General features: G+C 37.1%; 16 protein-coding genes. 12 read left to right on the top strand and 4 right to left on the bottom strand.

Annotated elements, in window-relative coordinates; all coding sequences use genetic code 11:
- Positions 1-46: 46 nt before the first annotated feature.
- Complete coding sequence (locus tag CXF79_RS20180) at positions 47-1,285, bottom strand: efflux RND transporter periplasmic adaptor subunit (protein WP_101157484.1); 1,239 nt, start codon at positions 1,283-1,285, stop codon at positions 47-49.
- Between the two features lie 414 nt (positions 1,286-1,699).
- On the opposite strand from CXF79_RS20180, the gene CXF79_RS20175 reads away from it, so the two are divergent.
- The 9 genes from CXF79_RS20175 to CXF79_RS20135 all read left to right on the top strand — a co-directional run bounded on the left by CXF79_RS20175 (position 1,700) and on the right by CXF79_RS20135 (position 14,701).
- Complete coding sequence (locus CXF79_RS20175; RefSeq protein ID WP_011045144.1) at positions 1,700-2,128, top strand: hypothetical protein; 429 nt, start codon at positions 1,700-1,702, stop codon at positions 2,126-2,128.
- A 21-nt stretch (positions 2,129-2,149) separates the two neighbouring features.
- On the top strand, positions 2,150-2,872 hold the full coding sequence (locus CXF79_RS20170; RefSeq protein ID WP_101157482.1) for a pseudouridine synthase: 723 nt from the start codon (positions 2,150-2,152) through the stop codon (positions 2,870-2,872).
- A gap of 150 nt (positions 2,873-3,022) precedes the next feature.
- Complete coding sequence (locus tag CXF79_RS20165) at positions 3,023-3,325, top strand: hypothetical protein (protein ID WP_101157480.1); 303 nt, start codon at positions 3,023-3,025, stop codon at positions 3,323-3,325.
- A gap of 74 nt (positions 3,326-3,399) precedes the next feature.
- Positions 3,400-6,018, top strand: a complete 2,619-nt coding sequence (locus tag CXF79_RS20160; RefSeq protein ID WP_232769262.1) for a sensor domain-containing phosphodiesterase — start codon at positions 3,400-3,402, stop codon at positions 6,016-6,018.
- Positions 6,019-6,263: 245 nt separating this feature from the next.
- Positions 6,264-10,091 (top strand): bifunctional proline dehydrogenase/L-glutamate gamma-semialdehyde dehydrogenase PutA, encoded by a 3,828-nt coding sequence (gene putA / locus CXF79_RS20155; RefSeq protein ID WP_101157478.1) that lies wholly within the window; start codon positions 6,264-6,266, stop codon positions 10,089-10,091.
- Positions 10,092-10,256: 165 nt separating this feature from the next.
- Complete coding sequence (locus CXF79_RS20150; protein ID WP_101157476.1) at positions 10,257-10,733, top strand: winged helix-turn-helix transcriptional regulator; 477 nt, start codon at positions 10,257-10,259, stop codon at positions 10,731-10,733.
- Positions 10,734-10,834: 101 nt separating this feature from the next.
- The gene (locus tag CXF79_RS20145) at positions 10,835-11,677 is read left to right on the top strand and encodes an HDOD domain-containing protein (protein ID WP_101157474.1); all 843 of its coding nucleotides are present in this window, start codon (positions 10,835-10,837) and stop codon (positions 11,675-11,677) included.
- A gap of 340 nt (positions 11,678-12,017) precedes the next feature.
- On the top strand, positions 12,018-13,442 hold the full coding sequence (locus CXF79_RS20140; protein ID WP_101157472.1) for a sodium-dependent transporter: 1,425 nt from the start codon (positions 12,018-12,020) through the stop codon (positions 13,440-13,442).
- Positions 13,443-13,801: 359 nt separating this feature from the next.
- Positions 13,802-14,701: a class I SAM-dependent methyltransferase gene (locus tag CXF79_RS20135; RefSeq protein WP_101157470.1), complete on the top strand. Its 900-nt coding sequence runs from the start codon at positions 13,802-13,804 to the stop codon at positions 14,699-14,701.
- A gap of 38 nt (positions 14,702-14,739) precedes the next feature.
- Here the strand turns inward: CXF79_RS20135 and CXF79_RS20130 are convergent, their stop codons facing one another.
- Positions 14,740-15,609, bottom strand: a complete 870-nt coding sequence (locus tag CXF79_RS20130; protein WP_101157467.1) for a DNA ligase — start codon at positions 15,607-15,609, stop codon at positions 14,740-14,742.
- Positions 15,610-15,742: 133 nt separating this feature from the next.
- Here CXF79_RS20130 and CXF79_RS20125 point away from each other — a divergent pair, with 133 nt between their 5' ends.
- Positions 15,743-16,276, top strand: a complete 534-nt coding sequence (locus CXF79_RS20125) for a hypothetical protein (protein WP_232769261.1) — start codon at positions 15,743-15,745, stop codon at positions 16,274-16,276.
- A 6-nt stretch (positions 16,277-16,282) separates the two neighbouring features.
- On the opposite strand, the gene CXF79_RS20120 is transcribed toward CXF79_RS20125, so the two are convergent.
- Both CXF79_RS20120 and CXF79_RS20115 read right to left on the bottom strand, forming a co-directional pair.
- Positions 16,283-16,990, bottom strand: a complete 708-nt coding sequence (locus tag CXF79_RS20120) for a DUF3581 family protein (protein ID WP_101158264.1) — start codon at positions 16,988-16,990, stop codon at positions 16,283-16,285.
- 111 nt (positions 16,991-17,101) lie between these two features.
- Entirely contained in the window at positions 17,102-17,389 is a 288-nt protein-coding gene (locus tag CXF79_RS20115; RefSeq protein WP_011045131.1) for a GIY-YIG nuclease family protein, read from the bottom strand.
- A gap of 54 nt (positions 17,390-17,443) precedes the next feature.
- Here CXF79_RS20115 and arfB point away from each other — a divergent pair, with 54 nt between their 5' ends.
- Both arfB and CXF79_RS20105 read left to right on the top strand, forming a co-directional pair.
- Positions 17,444-17,857: an alternative ribosome rescue aminoacyl-tRNA hydrolase ArfB gene (gene arfB / locus CXF79_RS20110; RefSeq protein WP_011045130.1), complete on the top strand. Its 414-nt coding sequence runs from the start codon at positions 17,444-17,446 to the stop codon at positions 17,855-17,857.
- A 73-nt stretch (positions 17,858-17,930) separates the two neighbouring features.
- Positions 17,931-18,782, top strand: a complete 852-nt coding sequence (locus tag CXF79_RS20105; protein WP_011045129.1) for a DUF2797 domain-containing protein — start codon at positions 17,931-17,933, stop codon at positions 18,780-18,782.
- Positions 18,783-18,852 lie beyond the last annotated feature (70 nt).

Raw genomic sequence — 18,852 nt, 5'->3', positions numbered from 1 at the left:
TGTTTTATTGTATGGCGACTAATTGCGTAATCGCCTTTATTCGTTTTTATTCAATAATTAAAAGTTGCGGATATTTAGTGTATTTTTGCGTATCGCTACTCACTAATTGCTCACCAGGTTTCAATCCTGAAGTGATCACTAATTTATTTTTTGATAACTCGCCAAAGGTGACATCTCTCTGCACTAATGAGTCGTTAGTGTCGCGGACAAAAAGGCTTTGTTTACTGCGCGGGCGAAACCCTGGTACTTGTTCTATATAGCTGATTTCTTGTTGATGCCTGACAAATACTTGTGCTGATATTGATAACGCAGGACGTGCATTAGAAGTTAAGTCTTCATCAATGACAGCCTCAGCAAGCACCGACCCATTGTTAACAACACTTTCGATGCGGGTGATGTGACCTTTGATAATGCCCTTTTGGGTATCGATTAAGACTAGAGCATTGATATCTATTTGGTCTGCTTGGTTTTGTGGTAAGCGTAAACGAGCAATCAATACTTCATCACTACCTACTTTAGCTAGTGATTGACCTAATTGAACGCTCTGACCTAGTTCAACTTCTAAGGTTTGTAGTGAACCATTAATACCTGCTTTCACCTTCATATCATCAAGCTGTTGTTCAAGTAAGTTAACTTGTGCATGCTGCTGCTTTATAGTGATATCACGCTGTGTTAGTTGGTGGCTTTGCATTTCAATAAATTGCTTATATTTCTTCTTTTCGAAACCAAGCCTTTTACTTTCCTGTTTCACGGCCAATTTAGCGCGTTGTAATTCTATTTTGGAAGAAACACCTAAGTCCATCAGATTCATGTTTACCGAGAGCTCAAGCTCAGCTTTTTCAATCTCGGCTTCTATGTCAGCAATGCGACCTTGATAGTTTAAACGTTCACTTTGTTGTTCATATTTGAATGCTTCTCTTTGGGCTAACTGTTGAGCAAGTTGGCCATTAGCAGCATTTACTTCTTGTACTAATTTAGGGTTTGATAAATGCAAAATTATAGTGTCAGGTGTTACTTTAGTGCCAGGACGAACTAAAATTTCAGAGACCTTACCTAATGCAGGCGCCGTTAATAAACGTTCTTTTGCTGAAGCAAATTCACCATAGGCATTAGCATAAATATCTAAATCACCTTGAACTACTGTTTGAAAGCTTAAATCTTTTAATTGGACAGATTTTGTTGCCTTCCCACTGACGCTATAACCGGCGTAACTTAGCACTAGCGTAAAGCTGGCGATAGCGACCCATTTTTTCCAAGGTTGTTTTTTAGTTAATGCAATCTTCATAAATATTCACTGTTATTTTTACTTGATGTTATAAGTAATGAAATAACCATGCCATAATTTAAAGTTCAATAGAATCAGTTGCTTGCTGTTTTTGTGTTTTTTTTCAGAACTAAGACTGTTCGCTTTTAAAGGGAAGATGTTCGAAAGTAAACTCTATTTTAAATAAAGAGAAATAGGCAACCATTTCCGATAACAATCTTTCTCGCTTTATTCTGATCATTAGTTGTTTTTGTAATGCGGTGTAATGTTAACCATTTAATATCTGAAGTAGGTTAGTAGAATCACTTTAATGATATTGAGCAAACAAGCTGAAGTTTGGATGCAACGCGGTTATGATATGCGGCATAACAAAGTGCTATTAAAATTGTGCTTTGGCTAAATACTTTATTGGTTATAAGAGAAAGAATATAGAAGATGACCGAAACGCTACCGATAACAATTAACGTAAATAAAGACTTACTCGATAAGTTTACCAATATAAAATCAGTGATCAACAAACTAGAGGCGCAGTTTAATTTTCAAACCTTAACTGCCAATTGGTATGGTGATGAAGAGGAAATTTTAACGATTCAATTATCCTTAGTAACACCGACAAGTTTCGAACAATTTAAAAAAGGGTTAGATAGCTTATCGACCCGTAGCGTTAACATCAGTCATTTCTCTGATGATGTTATTTGTTGTTTTAACGAAGACGAACAGCAATTGCTTTGCACTATTGCGATAACGGCTTCAGAATCGGATTTATTGGTATTGCAGCCAACGTTATTAGCGGGTTATATTCAGGCTAAATTGCGTAAAGTACTTAATTTAATTGCACAGCAGCAATCTTTGACTAGTATCTAATTGATGGGCTTTTTTTAAAATATGGCTATTAACACGGCACGTTTAGATCGCTTGATTAGTGATTCACGCCAAATCAATCGTAAAAAAGTAAGGTTGATTTTAGCGCAAAAAAGGGTTTATGTTGATGGTGTGTTAGCGACTGATATTGCTCAATTAGTTGACCAGTTTTCACATGTTGTTATGGATAATGAAGTACTACAGGCTAATCAAACACACTATATTATGCTGAATAAACCTATTGGTGTGGTTTGTGCAACCAAGGATAAAAAACATAAGACTGTGATTGATTTACTTGCTGCACAATTTGATCAAGATGTTTTGGATAGTTTACATATCGTCGGGCGACTCGATCTAAATACGTCAGGCCTGGTGTTACTAACCAATGACAGTCGTTGGTCTGAGCGGCTAACATCACCGGAACATAAAGTCTCTAAATGTTATCAAGTGACACTAGAAAACACGTTAACGCCAGACTATATAGAGGCTTTTGCAAAAGGGATGTATTTTCCTTATGAGAACATAACGACAAAACCAGCAATTTTGCATATTGTTTCTCTCTTTGAAGCACAAGTGAGCTTAACCGAGGGGCGTTATCATCAAATAAAGCGTATGTTTGGCCGTTTTCGTAACCCTGTTATTGCATTGCACCGTTACTCAATAGGAAGCTTACGCTTAGATGAATCACTCAATGACGGAGAAAGTAGATTTTTAAATGTATCAGAGGTGACTAGTATAAATAGCTGATGTAAGTGGTGAAAAATAAAACAATAAAAGTGAATATTTATACTAATCAATTGATATTGTTAATAACTATATAGGCTCTCGCAATTTGGTCTTGCTTGGGTATAATAGTTTGCAGTAACAAGTTGTTTCTTAATGTAATGGAATAGTTAAATGAATAAAATAGTTTTATTAGTGGTACCTTTTATCACTTTGTTAGCAAGTTGTTCAAGTGTTGATAATGTTTGCGAAGATGTCACTTTAGCCTCTGAACAAATTCAAGAGTGCCAAGCTTTACATAAACGCATTATTAATACTAAAGGGGATGTAATTATTCGTACCGAATTAGAACGTCGCTATCAGCAAGATTGTATTGATATTCGTTATTATCGAGATGAAAAACAAGCAGCTATTTGTGGTAATAAACATAAAGTTAAAGAAATTAGTAAGTCAGCTAAAGCTGATGCTCAGCAATAAATAAGCAATTTTTAATAATTATTTATTAAGTGCTTGATAGATGAGCGAGCAAATAACTAAATGGTATGGTAATTTTGAAACCAGAAAGTCAACAAAAAAACACGACTCAAGCAGCAGAGCTGCTAATACGTGCCAAAGAGGCTAGCATTGCTGATCTCTCTGGAAATGTGGATTTTCTAGAGAAAAAAAATGCTGATTTGCAAGCTCGCTATACCGCACTCTTTAAATTAAACCAGCTATCTCAAGAATGTAATGATCTTGATAGCTTTTATCCGCAAGTGCATACTACTATCGCGTCGTTAATGACCGCGAAAAACTTCTTCATCGTGCTCTATGATCAAACGTTTGAAACCTTAGAGTTCGTTTATTATCTTGATGAGAAAGATGAAAAACCGTTAGGCATCATAGATTACCAAGATTATGATGGTTCATTTACTAATTTAGTTATTGAAACAAAGCAACCACTTCTATTAACTCCAGAACTAGAAAAACAGTTATTTGATAATTATAAGATCAAACAATTTGGGGTCCGCGGTACTGACTGGTTGGGTGTGCCTTTACTGCAAAATGGCTTAGTGATCGGTACCATAACTATACAAAGTTATGATGAAAAAATTCGATATAATGAAAATGACTTAAATTTACTCACTTTTGCCGCCCAGCATATTGTTGGTGCTATGGTACGTTTACAAGATCAGCAACGCTTGAAAAATGCGGTTAATGCACGTACCAAAGAATTGATGGCTCAAATTCGTGAGCGAGAAAAATCTGAGTTACTACAAGAATCTTTATATCGAATATCGGAATTAACCACGGATATTGAACTCGATATAGATACTTTTTATAGTAAAGTTCACAATATTATCGGACAGCTGATCAATGCTAAGAACTTCTTTATTGCTAAATATGAAAAAGATTCAGACACGTTAAGTTTTTCTTATTATGTGGATGAAAAAACATCTAATTTAGCTAAGGATTTTAAACCAAGGAAACTCTCAAATCGATATTCCGAGTTAGTACTTCGCCGTCGAGAGACAGTATTACTTACTTATCAAGAAATGATGAGTCTACATCTTGAAGGTGAGACTAAAAAACCACAGGATGACATCCACTCTTGGTTGGGCGTACCATTAATCTATTCAGGTCAGTTACTTGGAGTCATGGTTTTACAGAGCTATTATTATAAAACCACCTACAACCAACAAGATGCCGAGTTACTTAATTTTGTCTCGAACCACGTTTCAGCAGCCATTAAACGTCGAGAACTCGCTGATTTTGAAAGGCGCAGTCATGAGTTATTAGAGCAACAAGTTAAACTACGCACACTTGCCCTTGAAGATGAAATTACCCATCGTAAACAAGCTGAAAAATTATTAAAACACACCGCCGCCCATGATAGTTTGACCGGGTTACCCAACAGAATGGTATTCCTTGATTTACTTAATCATGCGATAGCTTGTGCAAAACGAAAAGATGACTTTTCTTTTGCTGTGCTGTTTTTAGACTTAGATCGTTTCAAAGTAGTTAACGATAGTTTAGGACATCATGCGGGTGATGTATTATTGAAAATAATAGCGCGAGAATTATTGGCTATTGTTCGTAAAGTAGATACCGTTGCTCGCTTAGGTGGCGATGAGTTTGTCATTTTAATTGAAGACTTGAAAAGTAACAATGAAGCCTTTGAAGTAGCGCAGCGCATCACGGCTTTTCTTCAACAACCTTTTACTATCGATAATCAATTAGTATACACAGGCACTAGTATTGGCATATCGTTTAGCAATATACGATATACTGATGCTGATACTATGCTCAGAGATGCTGATACTGCTATGTACCATGCTAAAGACAATGGTAGAGGGCGCTATGAAGTCTTTGACGACAGTATGCATCAGAAAGTACAGAATGCTTTAAGCCTTGAAGCGGATATTCGAGAAGCGATTACTTGGCAAGAGTTCATCCCTTATTTCCAACCAATTATTAAACTGGATAACCAAAAACTTAAAGGTTTTGAAGCGCTAGCTCGCTGGCAAAGTACTAAGCGTGGTTTTGTTTACCCTAATGATTTCATTCCGCTGGCTGAAGAAACTGATTTAATTAAAGAAATTGATATTCAGATTATTGAAAAATCTTGTCAGCAGTTGAAGCGTTGGCATGATGAATTAGGCTGTGATGATCTTTATGTCAGTTGTAATTTATTTTCCAAGCAATTTTTTAGTACTAGCTTACCGCAAGATATTGAAAAAGTATTAAAAAGAACAGGTTTAGCTCCCCATCATCTTCGCGTTGAATTAACTGAACGTGCCTTGTTGGAAAATGCTGAGATAGTTTTGACTAATATGCAAGCCTTGAAAAATATGGGGGTAAAAATATTACTCGATGATTTTGGCACCGGTTATTCAAGCTTGGGCTATTTGCATCGTTTTCCGATTGATGTGCTGAAAATAGATCGCTCCTTTATTAGTAATGTTGATGAGCATAATAATAACCGAGCCATAATTAGAACCATTGTTGATTTGGCTAATAATCTACAAATGTCAACCGTGGGAGAAGGCATTGAAAGTTTAGCTGATGCCGAGTTACTACAACAGATGGACTGTGTGTACGGCCAAGGTTACTACTTTGCCAAACCTATGTCGTCTCAAGATACAAAGGATTATATTATTCAAAAATTATATTATTCATCAAGTGAGTAAATAATAACCCACGAACACTCCCTACAAATTATAAAAAACGATTTGCAGCACTTTATACTGCTTACTTCGTTATTCTCCATATAAAAATGTCTTAAATCCTGAAAATAACCAGCACATCCTGTGGTTGTTACCCTAAAATGCGCTCATAAATTTAATGTCGTCACCAACTAATAATATATGTATTAGTGGAAAAAAAGACTATAACTAAAGCAGGATTTCTACCTGTCACACTTTGAGGAATGGTTATGCTATTTACTGGTTCATTGATTACTGATTGTCCAATAAGACAAAAAATTCGTGAGTTTTATCGAATTGACGAAAATGTTGCCGTTGATCATATTTTACCTGCTGCAGAAGTAAATGTTAGCGCCAGAAGCCGTGCGTGGGAACGCGCACGTAAAATGGTTTTAAAAATTCGTCAAGACCAAGAAGGTAATGGCGCAATTGATTCGCTACTCAATGAATACTCACTTTCTTCAGAGGAAGGCGTGGTATTAATGTGTTTGGCCGAAGCGTTATTACGTGTACCAGATAAACATACTCAAGATGAGCTTATTCGCGATAAAATTTCTCAAGGTCAGTGGAGTTCCCATTTAGGTGCCAGTGACTCATTATTTGTTAATGCTTCATCATGGGGTTTATTGCTTACAGGCTCTATGGTTAATTACGCTGATAAGCGTAAAAAAGAACAATTTGGTTTACTAAAGAAAACTGTTGGTCGTTTAGGTGAGCCTGTTATTCGTAAATCAATGAACTATGCCATGAAAGTAATGGGTAAACAGTTTGTTATGGGCGAAACCATTAAAGCTGCTACCGAACGTGCAGCGACGAAAGAACAGCAAGGTTATGTTTATTCATACGATATGCTTGGTGAAGGTGCCCGTACTATGGCTGATGCCAATATGTACCTAAAAGCCTATCAAGATGCTATTAATGCTATTGGTGAAGTTGCTGTTGCTTCAGGTAAGAACGATCCGCGTAAAGTACCTGGCATTTCAATTAAACTTTCTGCTATTCATCCTCGTTATGAGTTTTCTCATAAAGAACGGGTAATGACTGAAATAGTGCCTAAGTTAAAGGCATTATGTTTACAAGCTAAGCAATACAATATTGGTTTAACGGTTGATGCGGAAGAATCAGAGCGTTTAGATATCTCATTAGATATCATTGAAGCGGTATTTTCTGATAGTGAGCTTGGTGATTGGCAAGGCTTTGGTATAGCACTGCAAGCTTACCAAAAACGTGCTATTCATGTTGTTGATTGGTTGCGTGACTTAACGTTGCGTACTGAACGAAAAATGATGGTGCGTCTTGTTAAAGGTGCTTATTGGGATACTGAAATTAAGAATGCTCAAAAAGATGGCTTGAATCATTTTCCTGTGTTTACCCGTAAGTCATCTACCGATGTTTCTTACCATGCTTGTGCCAATAAATTATTAGAATATCGCGATACTATCTATCCACAATTTGCCACGCATAATGCTTATACTGCAGCAACCATAGTTGAATTAGCTGGCGATGATAAAGCTGGTTTTGAGTTCCAATGTTTACATGGCATGGGGGACTCTTTGTACGACCAAATTGTTAAAGAAGAAAGTATTCAATGTCGAATCTATGCGCCAGTAGGTCATCATGAAGACTTACTGGCTTATTTGGTACGTCGTTTATTAGAAAATGGTGCTAACTCATCGTTTGTTAATGCTATTGTTGATGAAGATCAACCAGTTGAATCATTATTGGAAGATCCAGTAGAAAAAACTCAACGCCTTAAAGCTAAATACAATAACCAAATAATTATGCCTATTGACCTCTATCGAGGTGAAGGCGAGAAAGGCCGAGATAATTCAAAAGGTCTAGATCTAACGGATATTAATGAAATCATTCCGCTAAAAGCCGCTTTAGATAATTGGTTTGTCGACCATTTATTGGATAAAAATGAAGTTCCTGATGGCGCCAATGCCGTAATGAACCCGGCGAACCGTAGTGAAATTATCGGCTTCCATCAACATGCAAGCCATGGTGATATGTTACTGATGATTGATAAGGCCGAAACAGCCTTTAGTACTTGGTCAAAAACGCCTGCAGTAGATCGCGCTGCCTTGCTTTGTCGCATTGGTGATATTTTAGAGCGCCATATGGATGAGCTCATTGCAATGTGTATCAAAGAAGCCGGTAAGGTCGCGCAAGATGGCATTGATGAAGTGCGCGAAGCTGTTGATTTTTGTCGTTACTACGCCGCTCGCGCTATTGAGTTAAGCAGTGATGAAAGATTAGAAGCACGTGGTGTAGTGTTATGTATCAGTCCGTGGAACTTTCCTTTGGCTATTTTCTTAGGCCAAGTTGCTGCGGCAATTGCCACCGGTAATACTGTTTTAGCAAAACCCGCGGAACAAACAGGTTTAATTGCGCTTCGTGCTATTGAATTGATGAAGTCAGTTGGTTTGCCTGAAAACGTAGTACAGGCTGTTATTGCGCGCGGAAGTGCCGTAGGTAACACTATTATTCCAGATAGCCGTATTCAAACAGTCATGTTTACTGGCTCTACAGAAACTGGCACGCGTATTTCACAAACGTTATCAGACCGTGGTGGTGATCAAGTACCGCTAATTGCTGAAACGGGTGGTCAAAATTGCATGATTGTTGACTCAACGGCATTACCTGAACAAGTTGTTGATGATGTTATCTCATCAGGTTTCCAGAGTGCAGGTCAACGTTGTTCAGCGTTACGCGTACTCTTTTTACAGGAAGATATTGCAGATAATGTTATTACCATGCTTCAAGGTGCATTGGCGGAGTTACATATTGGCAATCCTGCAAAATTAAGTACTGATATTGGCCCAGTTATTGACCAAAAAGCCCTAGATTCGCTAAATACTCACGCCGAATATATGAAATCACATGGCAAGTTACTTTACCAATGTGAGTTCTCTGAAGATGTTGTAGATGAAGATGGTCACTTTTTCTTTGCACCACGCTTGTATGAAATTGATAATATTAGCGTGTTAAAGCAAGAAGTTTTTGGTCCTTGTGTTCATATTGTTCGCTTTAAAGGTAATGAAATAGAAAGTGTTGTGGATAAAATCAATGGCACTGGTTTTGGCTTAACTATGGGTATTCATACGCGTATTGAGCATAGAGCTATTAATTTAGCCAAATTATCACGTGCGGGTAATATTTATATAAACCGTAACATGATTGGCGCGATTGTTGGTGTACAACCATTTGGTGGTCGAGGCCTTTCTGGTACAGGCCCTAAAGCGGGTGGCCCAAATTATTTAACGCGTTTAGTTAAAGAAAAAGCTACACCAGATGAGCGGGATTTTAACTTTTCAGCAAATAAAACGATTACCTTATCAGGTGATGCTGCTGAGAATCATCAAGCAAATCATTTGATGGATAAAGCGAATTGGGCGGAGAAAGAGTGGCGTTCAACAGAACTAAATACCCGAATTTCTTGTGTTCGCCAATTATTGGCTAAAATAGCGCACGTTGAAATTGTCGATGATCTAGCTGAAGATTTAAACCATACCCTAGTCTTGGCGCGTTCACAGCTTATTGATATTGAAAAGCGTTTGAAAAAACCACAACAATTACCAGGGCCAACAGGTGAATCAAATATTATTTATTTGGAAAACCGAGGCAATATTATTTGTTATGCGGATGAAAATGTTAGTTTTCACTTTTGGGTGCAATCTATTGTTACCTCGCTTGCTACAGGCAATACCGTTATTGCTGTTGTTTCTGATCTGTTTTATCAAGAAGCATTGGAATTTAGAGACAAATTTGTTGCCACAGGCGCCGGTAAAGATGTTTTTCAGGTAGCTAAACAATGTCATTTAGAAGCTATGCTAGCACACCCCGCTTTGTCGGGTGTTGTGGTCGATAGTGGTTGTGAAATCAAGCATTATATTAGTGAAAAATTAGCATTACGTCATGGGGCTATTTTACCGGTAATAACCTCTGAATATTTTGATACTATGATTCAACGTTTGGTTACAGAAAAAACCATTAGTATTGATACTACGGCTTCAGGGGGAAATACCTCGCTGATGACCCTGGTTGAAGAAGACTAAATTGTTTGAATACCTTGTAGTTATTAAGTAATGATTAAATAGCTATAAGTTTAGATGAAATAAAACGCGAATGAATACCTTCAGGTAACGTTCGCGTTTTTTTTACTGTTTTTATTGAGATTACTGTGACAATATCCATTATCTTCCCTACTAAGTAGTGTGAACATGAGTAATAGCAAAACAAAACCCTTAGATCGTATTGATCTTATGATCCTTTCTACTTTGCAGTCAGATGGTAGAATTTCAAATGTGGATCTAGCCAAAAAAGTAAACCTAAGTGCTAGCCCCTGTTTAGATCGAGTTAAACGCTTAGAAACTGAAGGGTATATTGAACGTTATGGTGCCTTTTTAAATGCCAGAAAATTAAACTTTGGTATGAGTGCTTTTGTTCAAGTCACCTTAAGCAGAACAACTTCAGATTCATTCAAACTCTTCAATAAAGAAGTTGTGACTATTAAAGAAGTTGTTGAGTGTCATTTAGTGGCAGGTGGATATGATTACTTGCTGAAAATACGATTTGCCGATATTGAAAGCTATAGATTGGTGTTAGAAAATATTGGCAGACTGACTAATGTTGCACAAACAAGTACTTACATAGTAACTGAACATATAAAGCAAGATGGCGGTTTGCCGTTCAATTAAGCCTGTAGGGCTTTACTAATATTCACTAATATTTCCAGATTTTACATTAATGAGGTTTGCTTTAAGCGCCTTGTTTAAGGGATCAACTTCTAAGGATGACTATGAACGCACATGATTATGCATTACAAGCTAACGGTTCGTTTGCTTTACCTGATGCTTGTTTTAAAGTAAAAGCATTGATGGCTGATGAAAGTTCTGAAATTTCAAATTTTGCTGATGTTATTGGTATCGACCCCTCTATGACTTCTCGTTTGCTACAAATAGCTAACAGTGCCATTTATAGCTTCCCAGGTGAAATCAGTACTATTTCACGTGCCATTACCATCATCGGCACGCAAGCCATTTATAATATGATGCTAGTTGATGTTGCCGCCACCGCTTTTAAGCATTTTGAAAACCAGGCAATTGATTTAAAGCGTTTTTGGCGTATGAGTGTTTATTGTGGGCTGGTATCGAAAAATCTAGCCATTTCTGCCGGAATCCGTGATATTGAACGTCTATTCGTAGCGGGATTATTGCAAAATTTTGGTGAGTTATTAGTGGCTAAAATAAACCCTGAAGTTGCTCAACAATGTGAAAAATATGATAAAAGCCAGCTGCCATGGCAATTGCAAGAACAGGTATTGGGCTATACTTATACTGAAATCTCTGCTGATTTATTAAAAATATGGCAAATTCCTGAAAAAATAATTTTACCAATTAGGCACTTCAATGCCGCATCATCTATTGAAATTAATAAAGATGTAAAAATCTTGAATTTAGCGTCTAGGCTGGCTCTTATTGATAGTCACAGTGAAGAGTTCTCTTATGCTGATGTCATTGATGAGTCTTTATGCAGACCTTTAGGTTTATCAGTGGATGATTTAACACAAGCTGCTGATTTTGCTGAAAAAGAAGCAACGAGTATTTTATCTATTATGAACCCTAAACTTTTCTCTAAGTAATTTAAGTTGGCTTAACTAATATTAATAAAATTGAATACATCTGTATTTTTTAATAACTCAAAGTAGCGAATGGTTGTTGGATGACCGCTCAATGCTTCATTTATAAGCGAGTAGTGTTTGCTTCTGTTTACAGGGCAGTATTCGCGGTTTAAGTTAATTGGGAGTGATATTTTGACGCTATCTGTCCAGAGTACACTCAAGGTAACTTTACAGATTTACATATTGTTATTTGCTTGGTAATAGCAAAGCTCAGCTAAAAAGAAGACAAAGTTAGTAAAGCTTGTTAGCATCGAGAGATCTCATTTATCGCGTTATCATAATAATTATAAAAAGGGTAAGTATGTCCGCTTCTAGAGAGCATTTTAGCTCACGAATTGGCTTCATTTTAGCCGCTGCAGGCTCTGCAGTAGGTATAGGTAATTTAGTTGGTTTTCCAGTTAACGCCGCTAAAAATGGTGGCGGTGCATTTTTGTTAATGTACGCATTATTTGTTTTTCTTATTTGTTTGCCTGTGATGATTGCTGAAATGGCTGTTGGACGTAATACGGCTAAAGAGCCTGTTGGCGCATTTAAAACATTGAGTAAAGGCAGTAAGTTATGGGGAGCCGCTGGCTTTTTAGGGGTATTAACTCCCTTTATGATTGCCGTTTTTTATATGGTGATCACTGTTTGGATTTTTGGCTATATTGCCTTAACGGTAACAGGTCATTTAGACTATTTAGCAAGTGATGTTGGTTTTGGCGAGTTTATTAACAGCCCGTACTTATATATTGCTTTAATAGCTGTTGCCGGTATTGTCAGTTTTATTTTGGCGGCCGGGGTCAAAGACGGAATTGAAAAAGCAGCTAAAATATTAATGCCAGCATTGCTAACTATGCTTATTTTAATGGTTGTATTTGTATTGTCTCTTGATAATGCTATGGCAGGGGTTACTTTTTTCTTAGTCCCAGACATTAATAAAATAACGCCAAGTGTAGTCAACGGTGCTTTGTCGCAAGCTTTTTTCTCACTTTCTTTGGGTATGGGGATATTACTAACCTATGGCTCATATATAAATAAACAAACTAATATTCCTAATTCCGCTAAATTAGTGGCGATTACGGATACGAGTGTGGCATTTATTGCTGGTTTGATGATTCTTCCTGCAGTATTTTCATTTAACCCTGAAGTTAATCCAAGTGAGTTAAGTGATAGCTCAGTGTCATTGATTTTTACCTTCCTACCTAAAATATTTTTAGCACTACAAACCTCATTGGGTTATGTGGGTGCTAGTGCTGTGGCTGCATTCTTCTTCTTATTAGTCTTCTTTGCCGCAATTACTTCGTTAGTTTCCATCATTGAAGTACCGGTTTCATATTTAGTCACTGAGAAAAAGCACAGTCGTAAAAAAGCATTAGGTTACTTAACGCTTACTGCTGGTGTGCTAACTTTATTTGCCACAGCATCGTTTGGCATGGTGCCATTTTTTACCGATTTTACTTCGTACGCTGGCGGTACTAAGTCCTTATTCGATGTTATTTATGATGTTTTTTACGATACAATTTTACCGCTTAATGGTTTCTTACTGTGTATTTTTGTGAGTTACCGTTGGAAGAAAAAGCAACTATCTGAAGAACTAAGTATCGGTAATGAAAACTACAAAGGTTCATGGGTAGAAAAATATATTAACTTTTCATTGGGTACTTTTATCCCTGTTATCGTGCTGCTTATTTTTATTAATACTGTGGCAACAAAGTTTTTTGCAGCTAATCTTTTTGGTTTCTAGCTAAAACATCTAAATAGATTTAAACGATATAAACGCCGAATAGTTATACCAATCAGTATAAGAAAATGTTCACTTAGCGAGAATTTAAAGGCTAATAGGCAAGGCTTGGATTGAAGAGAATGGCTATTCCCTTCTCAAAATCAATAACGCAGCGATAAGCCTTTAAAAATCGCCCTTGGGAATGCATGGAACACCATGATAACTTCACAAAATTAATAAGATATAGAATAACTATATCAATATTCATTTTGTTTGTTCTAATGCCGCCCATGCCATTCTAAGTGGACATTTCTTTATGCTGAATGGTATCGATGTTATTATTCGGCGTTTTTTATTATTAATTACCCGATACCCTAGCCATGATAGAACATATTACCAGCACAGATTTTACCGATGCCCAACGATTATTTCATGGTCGAGGACACGCATATCCCAATTTAAGCCATGTAAATGTTGACTGGCTATCTCCGGTTATTCTTATCACTTTATACCAAGCTGTTGATAGCAAATGGTTAGCAGAACAAGCTGATGCATTAAAAAAATTGATTAAAGAATGTCGCTCGGTGCAAGTACAACATCGCTATGAAAAATTTGCGCCCACCGAGTTATTATTAGGTGAGTCCATAAGTAATACTATCGTGAGTGAGCAGGGACTCAATTATCATATTGAATTTGGTAAAGCCCAAAATAGTGGTTTGTTTTTGGACATGAGAAATGGAAGGTCATGGTTAAGAGAGCGAGCCGAAGGTAAAAATGTGCTTAATCTATTTGCCTATACCTGTGCCTTCTCGCTAAGTGCCATTGCAGGTGGAGCCAGTAAAGCGGTTAATATTGATCTAAGCAAATCATCTCTAAGTAAAGGTAGAGAAAATCATCAACTTAACCTGCTGGCTAAAAAGCAAGGCAAACAAGTTGTCTTTGAAGGTGTCGATATTTTTAAATCGAATAGCCGCATTAAAAAATATGGACCGTATGATATTTTAGTCTGTGATCCTCCTTCATTTCAAAAGGGTAGTGTTAATATCGAACGAGATTACGCTAAAATAATCCGCCGTATTCCACAATGGATGAATCCAGGTGCTAGCTTGATGTTATGTTTAAACTCCCCAGATTTAGATGCAAACTTTTTAAAAGCTGAGGTTGAGCGTGAATGCCCTGATTGTTACTTTGAGCAACAGCTTGAAAATCCTGAAGCCTTCAAGGAAGCCCATGAAGGCAAGGGCCTTAAAGTTTTAATTTTTACTTATCAGCCAAAATAATTTGGAAATCAAATATTAGCTGGTTGAGCTTATGAGAGTTAACCGCTAGCTTTTATACGCCAAAAACGGGCAAACCTTGGTATACCCGCTTGTGTGAGCCCGTTGTACTTGAAGGTAATAATAGTGCCAATTTTTGGTGGGTTGGCACGCTGAATATCACTTAAACCTGATCCAATTTTGAAAATTATTCCATCACTTGTTTTTACTTTGATTGCGCCAAGTTGGTTCTGATATTTACCTTTTCCTTCGGTATAACCAATGACTGTTGCTTCTGCATCTTGATATTTCTTTAGCTTCATCAATGCGGGATTTCGGCCTTGTTGATAGTGAGCGCTAGCGAGGTGTAGCATAAGGCCCTCACCGTGAGTTGCGATGACTTCATCAAGTTTGTGATCAAGCGCACTTAATTCCTCCAGTTTTACCTGATCTATCATGGCTAAGTAAACCGATTGATTTTGTACAAATAAAGTCCGCATCTTAATTACTCGTTCATTGAAATCCCCTAGATGTTTTGGAAGATCAAATATCATAAAGCGAACACTTCTCCAGCAACTAGTCGTTTTATTTTCGACTGCTATGCGTTTAGTTGCACAAGAAAGTAATAGTTGGAATTGCCCTCTAGCAAGCCAGAGTTCACCGTCCATTGGATATGTAGGCCAATGCTGAGTAAACCAGCTAGGACTATTGATTAAATTTCCTCGGCGAGTAAACAATTGTTTTCCATCCCAGTAACCACGAATACCATCCAGTTTTTCAGAGACATAATACTGGCTAATGTCATCGACCTTTTGGTAGCTCACGCCATGCTGAATATTAGGCTTAAATTTTTGAGTTGTTTGTTGTGCAGTTGAAGACAAATGGACTGATAAAATAAAGGTAAAGAAAATCCGTAGAACATACTTATTCATCACTAAACTCCATGTAATGAGACTTGCTAAAAAGGTAAAGTCTAGTCTATATTTGAAAAAAGGGAGACCTTAGCCATTAAGGTGATTTGCCAAATTTTATTTGGCGAAGTTAATTGCATTAGCAAGGATTGCTATGATGAAAAAACTCACTATGTTTACTTTTTTTTATGTTGTTGTGACCATATCTCTGCTAATTTTTAGCACAAACTCGTCCGCTAAAAAAAGGTGTAAACCTTTATTAGAAAAACTACATAATGTTCAAATGATGCAACGTAAAAACTACTCTTTAAAAAGAGGGCAGTCTTTGCGAGCAAAGGAAGATAAAGCGAGAGATAAGTGGTGGCAGTGTGAAAATAGCTCTTTGTCAGCATTTAAGTCGAAATATGGAACAAAAAAAAAGAAAGCCAAGAAGAAGCAGAAAAGCACAACCCATTATGCCAAATTGAATAAGGTAAAACTCAAGTTACCAAAGAAGATGGCTACGTTTAACCAAGATAGTGCAATTGTGATCAAGTCAAAATATCATGGAGATAAAAAGCTGGCTTGGTTGCAGTTTTATCAACAACCTATTAAGTGCCAGCGTCCTAAAAATATTAACGTTTTTGCTTTTTGTAGTGAAGACAAACTACAGCAGCGAGAAACATTTGAGCATAAATATATTCAGTAAATGACTTTATGCTTGGTAATTCTTTTTACTGTCGCGGTACTGATTTACCATAGCGTCAATCGTCTCTTGCTCATAGGTACGTAAGCCGCTCAAAAGCATATGTTTCTTACCGTGGCCGATAACTTTATCATTTGATAACAAGTCAAATTCAAGCCATGCATCGCCGCGCTTTCCTTCTATTGATAAACTGGTTTTGGCTAATTTTAATGTGACTGTTTCAGCCGCTAATGTATGTAAATCAATAGACATTGATTGATACATTACCATGGGGCGAGCAGGATTAATCATGACACTATTGTCAGCCATTAATTTCACTAAAATATCAGGGAAAGTATGACCAGAAAAATCGACATAGGCCTTTGTCAGTGCATTAATCAGTACAGATTTATGCGTTTTATCGCCACTAACATGCACACTTAGGCACGTTTTATCTTTATCATCTTTTATATCAAAACTTTCATCAATTTCCTGAGGAAAAGTAAGGTGAACATCATCGCTAACCATGCCTGAAAAATCGAAGGTCATGTTTTTATGTAGTCCAGATTTGGCGATTATTATTGAAAAAAGTAAATCTCCAGGTACGCAAAAACGTTTAGCATCAATATTATGTAGTGGGTTAAAGTCATCTGCTACTTGTTTGGCAAAATCACTACCTTGTTGGCGTGTGAAGCTGATCCTATCAGCACTAATCGGGCAATAATTCTCAATAAACATTTCTTTTATAGACATCTTTGCAACTTCATTTTGTGAGTAAACGACATTCGATCGAAGCATTCTAACAGTACTTTAGTGTTAAATCGAAATAAAGTGCATATACCTTGCTGATCAGACCTGTTTGGTTTGGCTATATTTGCTTACTAACAGCTCTTTTTTGACTTTAGTGAGGTGACGAATTTTATACTCTCTTTGGCATGCTGTACTTTTGTCATCGGCCTCTTCGAGATAGGCCAAGCTTACAGGTCGTCTTGCTCGGGTATATTTTGCACCAAGTTTACTGTTATTATGTTCGTCAATGCGACGAAGGATATCTGTGGTAACGCCTGCGTATAAGCTATTATCGTTACAGCGTAAAAAGTAAACCCACCAGGTGTTCGTCTTGTTTATTTCGGTCATATAACGTGATAATTACTAGTATCAATATTGAAGGTATCTAAATGGTAAATAAAAGTGCTTGAGATATCAAATAATGTCAGCTTGGCTGATTGGGAAATAGAACTTAGTGCTATACGAGCAATGGGTAATGGCGGCCAGCGTGTAAATAAGGTGGCAACCGCTATTCACTTACGCTTTGATATTAAGCGATCTACTTTACCTGCAATTTATAAAGAGCGGTTACTTGCTTCCAAAGACAGTCGAGTTACCAAAGATGGTGTAGTTATCATTAAAGCGCAGAGCTTTAGAACACAAGAAATGAATAAAGAAGATGCGCTAAAGCGACTGAAAGAGTTCATTAAATCCGTGATGGTAGTACAAAAAAACAGACGAGCGACCAAGCCAACCAAAGGTTCAGTGCAAAGACGCTTAACCGGGAAGGCTAATCGTAAAGACGTCAAACAAACACGGAAAAAAGTACAACTCTAGTGAATGAACATCGCTATGGAAGTCCTTTACGAACAAATAAAAATTAAATCCTAATATAAAATAGAGAGCAACTATGCCAATTAGTGACGTCGGTGCAGTAGAGAAACTTACCGCACAACTTGATAGTAATAATTTAGTTCAGTATCAACTACCATTAGCTAGCCTTAATGGTGATGGCACTAAACAGAGTATTGAGCTAAATCCTTTAATAGGAAAGCAAATAACCTTACACTTTTCCGGCACTATAGCCTGTAAGCACTGTGGAAAGCGTACTAAAAAAAGTTACTCTCAGGGATATTGTTATCCATGTATGGCTAAACTTGCTCAATGTGATTTGTGTATTATGAAACCTGAAACTTGCCACTTTCATTTAGGCACTTGTCGTGAGCCAGAGTGGGGGGAAAGTCATTGTATGGTTGATCATTATGTATATTTAGCTAATAGCTCAGGCTTGAAAGTGGGCATAACCCGACATACTCAATTACCTACTCGTTGGATTGACCAAGGAGCATGCCAAGCTCTCCCTATATTTAAGGTGAGTACTCGCTTACAATCAGGTTTAGTAGAAACTGCACTAGCAGAATTCATTAGTGATAAAACCAATTGGCGCGCTATGTTAAAAGGTGAGCCAGAGCCTATAGACCTAAAAGCCAAAGCAGAAGAGTTAATCCCAGAGATCAGTATGCGCTTATCGCAACTTAGGCTTCAATTTGGTAGTGATGCAGTTCAAGAACTAAATGAAAGTGTGCAAGAAATTCATTATCCAGTAAGTGAATATTTAACTAAAATTAGTTCTTTTAATTTTGATAAAACGGAAACTGTATCGGGAGTGCTTTTGGGTATTAAAGGTCAGTATTTAATTTTCGATAAAGGCGTAATTAATATGAGGAAATTTAGCTCATATCAAATAAGTATTGACTATTAGTAACTTGAACTTGAGAATGGCGATCTGTATATAGCTATATTCAGCCAAAGATCGAATTTATTTGTTCGGC

The sequence above is a fragment of the Colwellia sp. Bg11-28 genome, from assembly GCF_002836245.1.
Classification (GTDB): Bacteria; Pseudomonadota; Gammaproteobacteria; order Enterobacterales; family Alteromonadaceae; genus Colwellia; species Colwellia psychrerythraea_A.
Note: the sequence above shows the minus strand (reverse complement) of the source record. Positions and strands in the feature narration are given on the sequence as shown.

Bases quoted from the DNA above. Each gene is read 5' to 3' on its own strand.
- CXF79_RS20180 (WP_101157484.1), bottom strand. From the start codon at position 1,285: ATGAAGATTGCATTAACTAAAAAACAACCTTGGAAAAAATGGGTCGCT.
- CXF79_RS20175 (WP_011045144.1), top strand. From the start codon at position 1,700: ATGACCGAAACGCTACCGATAACAATTAACGTAAATAAAGACTTACTC.
- CXF79_RS20170 (WP_101157482.1), top strand. From the start codon at position 2,150: ATGGCTATTAACACGGCACGTTTAGATCGCTTGATTAGTGATTCACGC.
- CXF79_RS20165 (WP_101157480.1), top strand. From the start codon at position 3,023: ATGAATAAAATAGTTTTATTAGTGGTACCTTTTATCACTTTGTTAGCA.
- putA (WP_101157478.1), top strand. From the start codon at position 6,264: ATGCTATTTACTGGTTCATTGATTACTGATTGTCCAATAAGACAAAAA.
- CXF79_RS20150 (WP_101157476.1), top strand. From the start codon at position 10,257: ATGAGTAATAGCAAAACAAAACCCTTAGATCGTATTGATCTTATGATC.
- CXF79_RS20145 (WP_101157474.1), top strand. From the start codon at position 10,835: ATGAACGCACATGATTATGCATTACAAGCTAACGGTTCGTTTGCTTTA.
- CXF79_RS20140 (WP_101157472.1), top strand. From the start codon at position 12,018: ATGTCCGCTTCTAGAGAGCATTTTAGCTCACGAATTGGCTTCATTTTA.
- CXF79_RS20135 (WP_101157470.1), top strand. From the start codon at position 13,802: ATGATAGAACATATTACCAGCACAGATTTTACCGATGCCCAACGATTA.
- CXF79_RS20130 (WP_101157467.1), bottom strand. From the start codon at position 15,609: ATGAATAAGTATGTTCTACGGATTTTCTTTACCTTTATTTTATCAGTC.
- CXF79_RS20125 (WP_232769261.1), top strand. From the start codon at position 15,743: ATGATGAAAAAACTCACTATGTTTACTTTTTTTTATGTTGTTGTGACC.
- CXF79_RS20120 (WP_101158264.1), bottom strand. From the start codon at position 16,990: ATGTTTATTGAGAATTATTGCCCGATTAGTGCTGATAGGATCAGCTTC.
- CXF79_RS20115 (WP_011045131.1), bottom strand. From the start codon at position 17,389: ATGACCGAAATAAACAAGACGAACACCTGGTGGGTTTACTTTTTACGC.
- CXF79_RS20105 (WP_011045129.1), top strand. From the start codon at position 17,931: ATGCCAATTAGTGACGTCGGTGCAGTAGAGAAACTTACCGCACAACTT.